This is a genomic window from Archangium sp. (genome assembly GCF_036389735.1).
Taxonomy (GTDB): Bacteria; Myxococcota; Myxococcia; order Myxococcales; family Myxococcaceae; genus Archangium.
Map to the genome: position 1 here is coordinate 1 of NZ_DASVWK010000486.1, position 3,453 is coordinate 3,453.

Annotated in this window: 2 protein-coding genes; one reads left to right on the plus strand and one right to left on the minus strand. The window is 70.3% G+C overall.

The genetic code is table 11. The annotated features are described in order from the left end of the window. A partial coding sequence (locus VF794_RS17245) for an ELWxxDGT repeat protein (protein WP_331111755.1) occupies nt 1-721 on the minus strand: 721 nt, incomplete at its 3' end. A gap of 260 nt (nt 722-981) precedes the next feature. Here VF794_RS17245 and purL point away from each other — a divergent pair. Further along, nucleotides 982-3,453: phosphoribosylformylglycinamidine synthase (gene purL / locus VF794_RS17250; protein ID WP_331111757.1), on the plus strand; the 2,472-nt coding region annotated here is incomplete at its 3' end.

The following is a 3,453-nucleotide window of genomic DNA, read 5'->3' on the forward strand; positions in this document are numbered from 1 at the left end:
GGACGGTGCCGTTCGGGGTGCCATCGGTGCGCCACAGTTGCTGCGTGCCCCCGGGACCGGTGGCCACGAAGTAGAGCTTGCCGCCGAACACGGTGAACGCCCTCGGCGCGCTGCTCCCCGAGCCCAGGAGGATGTCCCGGACGAGCACCGTGCCCGCCTCGGTGCCATCGGTGCGCCACAGCTCGCTGCCGCGCTTGCCATCCTCGGCGGCGAAGAAGATCCACCCGGCGTACTCGGCGAAGCGTTGGGGCCAGGATCCCACCGTGCCCGACTGGATGTCCTTGAGGAGGAAGGTGCCCGGGGATGTGCCGTCCGTCCTCCACAGCTCCAGGCCATGCTTGCCGTCCGTGGCGGTGAAGTACGTGAGCCCCCGCATGTGGAAGAAGCTCGAGGGCTCGGAACCCAGGGAACCGGGGGAGATGTCGGCCACGAGCAGGGGGCCCGAGGGCGTCAGCTTCCAGAGCTCGGTCCCGGTGAGGGGGTCGGTGGCCGAGAACAGGAGCGTCGTCCCCGCCGTCACGAGGTTGCCGGGGTGGCGCACCAGCGCGCCTTCGGTCTGCACGCCCAGGTCCGCCACCAGGGCGGCGGGGCCCTCGCCCAGGGCGCGGCGAGCGGTGACCCTCGGGGCCCCTCGTGCTGGCTCCTCCTGTGTGGGGGCGGTGCAGGCACTCCCCACCATGAGGGCACACAGGGCCACCAGGGTCGTCTTCGCGCTGAACATGCTGTTCCTCGAGGCTCGCCCCGCCGGAGGCTGTCCCATCGGGTGGTCTTGAAGCGGGGCGCGCATTCAACCACATCCGGAACCGGGCGGGTGTGCATGGGGAGAGGCCTCCGGCGTGTGACCGGTTCGTGCGGAGCCGGTGGCAGGGGGGGCGGGGGGAGGGCCCCTTCCGTTTCCCCTCCCCAATCTCTTCGGATGCAGGGAGGGGCTGTGGTTATAAGACACCCATACCTTTCCGGACCCCTCTTCACAGAGATCCCATGCTTACCCTGCGCGGCGCCCCCGCTCTCTCCGAGTTCCGTCTGGCCAAGTTGCTCGCTCGCTGCCGCGAGCTGGAGCCGGCCGTGGCCTCCGTCTACGTGGAGTTCGTGCACTTCCTCGACGTGGCGGTCGCCCTCTCGGAGTCCGAGCGTGCGCTGCTCGACAGGCTGCTGGAGTACGGCCCCCGGCTGCCCCAGGGAGCGCGGCGCGGCGGCCTTCAGCTCGTCATCCCACGGTCCGGAACCATCTCGCCCTGGTCCTCGAAGGCCACGGACATCCTTCACAACTGCGGTCTGCGGAGCGTGCGGCGCATCGAACGCGGCATCTCCTATTGGGTCGCCGACAGCGCGGGCAAGGCCCTGGGGCCCGAGCAACTGGCCCGCGTCCAGCCGGTGCTGCACGACCGGATGACCCAGGCCGTTGTGGGGCGCGAGGACGATGCCGCCATCCTCTTCGCCGGACACACGCCCCGGCCGTTCACCACGGTGGATGTGCTGGGCGGAGGCCGGGCGGCGCTGGTCACCGCCAACCGCGTGCTGGGCCTGGCGCTGGCCGAGGACGAGATCGACTACCTGGTGGCGCGCTTCACCGAGCTGAAGCGCAACCCCACGGACGTCGAGTTGATGATGTTCGCGCAGGCGAACAGCGAGCACTGCCGGCACAAGATCTTCAACGCCTCGTGGACCATTGATGGAGCGCAGCAGGAGCGCTCGCTCTTCCAGGCCATCAAGAACACGTACGCGGCGAACAAGGAAGGCGTGCTGTCCGCGTACAAGGACAACGCGGCGGTGATGGCGGGCTTCGAGGTGGAGCGCCTCTTCCCGGACACGGTGGGTGGCGAGTACCGCTTCCATCGCGAGCCCGCGCACATCCTGATGAAGGTGGAGACGCACAACCATCCCACGGCCATCTCGCCGCACCCGGGCGCCTCGACGGGCGCGGGCGGAGAGATTCGCGACGAGGGCGCCACGGGGCGCGGGGCCAAGCCCAAGGCGGGCCTCACGGGATTCTCCGTCTCGAACCTGCGGATTCCGGGCTACGAGCAGCCCTGGGAGCAGCCCTACGGCAAGCCGGACCGGATCGTGTCCGCGCTCGACATCATGATCGAGGGGCCGCTGGGTGGTGCTGCCTTCAACAACGAGTTCGGCCGGCCGAACCTGTGCGGCTACTTCCGCAGCTTCGAACTCCAGGTGCCCACGCCCGAGGGCGTCGAGGTGCGCGGCTACCACAAGCCGATCATGATCGCCGGTGGCCTGGGCAACATCCGGGACCAGCATGTGAAGAAGGGGCAGCTCCAGCCGGGAGACAAGATCGTCGTGCTGGGTGGCCCGGCGATGCTGATCGGCCTGGGTGGTGGCGCGGCGTCCTCGATGACGCAGGGCGCGAGCGCGGCGGACCTCGACTTCGCCTCGGTGCAGCGCGACAACCCGGAGATGGAGCGGCGCTGCCAGGAGGTCATCGATCGCTGCTGGGAGCAGGGGGACGCCAACCCCATCCGCTCCATCCACGACGTGGGGGCGGGTGGCCTGTCCAACGCGGTGCCGGAGCTCATCCACGACGCGGGCCTGGGCGGGCGCTTCGAGCTGCGCGAGGTCCCCAACGCGGAGCCCGGCATGGCGCCCGTGGAGATCTGGTGCAACGAGGCGCAGGAGCGCTACGTGCTGGCGATCCCACCGGAGAACCTGGAGCGCTTCGCGGCCCTGTGCGAGCGCGAGCGCGCGCCCTTCGCGGTGCTGGGTGATGCCACCGAGGCGCAGGTGCTGAAGGTGGGCGACCGGCAATTCGGCAACGCGCCGATCGATCTCCCGATGGACGTGCTGTTCGGCAAGGCGCCGCGGATGCACCGGGACGTGAAGTCTCGCCCGCTGGCGCACGCCGAGCTGAAGCTGGACGGGCCGGTGAAGGAGCTGCTGGCGCGGGTGCTCGGGCACCCGACGGTGGCGGACAAGGGGTTCCTCATCACGATCGGTGACCGGACGGTGTCGGGCCTGACGGCGAGGGATCAGATGGTGGGCCCGTGGCAGGTGCCGGTGGCGGACTGCGCGGTGACGCTGTCGGCGCACGCGGGCTACACGGGCGAGGCCATGGCGGTGGGCGAGCGCACCCCGGTGGCGCTCATCGACGCGGCGGCCTCGGCGCGCATGGCGGTGGGCGAGGCCATCACCAACATCGCCGCGGCGCGCGTGGCCCAACTCGGCAAGGTGAAGCTGTCGGCCAACTGGATGGCGGCGGCGGGTCAGCCCGGCGAAGACGCGAGCCTGTACGATGCCGTGCGCGCGGTCGGCAAGGAGCTGTGCCCCGCGCTCGGGATCGCGATTCCCGTGGGCAAGGACTCGATGTCCATGCGCACGGTGTGGAACGACGCGGGCGTGGACAAGAGTGTGGTCGCGCCGCTCTCGCTGATCGTGAGCGCGTTCGCGCCGGTGCTCGACGTTCGGCGCACACTCACGCCGGAGCTCCACCCCGACCAA